The 582-nt window shown below is 54.6% G+C and carries 1 tRNA gene and 2 rRNA genes; all 3 read left to right on the top strand.

Features of this window, described 5'->3' with window-relative positions:
• Nucleotides 1-145: ribosomal RNA gene (locus ABD481_RS46865) — 23S ribosomal RNA — on the top strand; the annotation flags it as partial.
• 97 nt (nucleotides 146-242) lie between these two features.
• Nucleotides 243-358 (top strand): 5S ribosomal RNA (rrf, locus tag ABD481_RS46860).
• A 60-nt stretch (nucleotides 359-418) separates the two neighbouring features.
• Nucleotides 419-492: transfer RNA gene (locus ABD481_RS46855), tRNA-Asp, on the top strand.
• The last annotated feature ends 90 nt before the right edge of the window (nucleotides 493-582 follow it).

Below are 582 nucleotides of genomic sequence, written 5' to 3'. Positions count from 1 at the left end.
CACGAAACTTGCCCCGAGATGAGTTCTCCCTGAGACTTTAAGTCTCCTGAAGGAACGTTGAAGACGACGACGTTGATAGGCCGGGTGTGTAAGCGCAGCGATGCGTTGAGCTAACCGGTACTAATGAACCGTGAGGCTTAACCTTACAACGCCGAAGATGTTTTGGCGGATTTGAGAGAATTTTCAGCTCTGATTCAGATTAATCGATACGTTGGTGAAACGTGTTGATAAAACAGAATTTGCCTGGCGGCACTAGCGCGGTGGTCCCACCTGACCCCATGCCGAACTCAGAAGTGAAACGCCGTAGCGCCGATGGTAGTGTGGGGTCTCCCCATGTGAGAGTAGGGAACTGCCAGGCATCAAATTGCAGTAAGCCGGGGTGACAACCGGTGGTAATAAAGCGAAGAAATTCGGTGGAGCGGTAGTTCAGTCGGTTAGAATACCTGCCTGTCACGCAGGGGGTCGCGGGTTCGAGTCCCGTCGTCCGCACCACAAAGCCAAACATCCCTGCGATGATCGACCTCTGGGCGTTTGGTCGTGAGCCCGCCACCCTCGCGCTACGCTTTGCGCAGGCGTCGAAGG

It is taken from the genome of Catenulispora yoronensis (assembly GCF_039531695.1).
Classification (GTDB): Bacteria; Actinomycetota; Actinomycetes; order Streptomycetales; family Catenulisporaceae; genus Catenulispora; species Catenulispora yoronensis.
The sequence above is the reverse complement of the archived record's forward strand: the minus strand, read 5'-3'. Positions and strand labels throughout refer to the sequence as shown.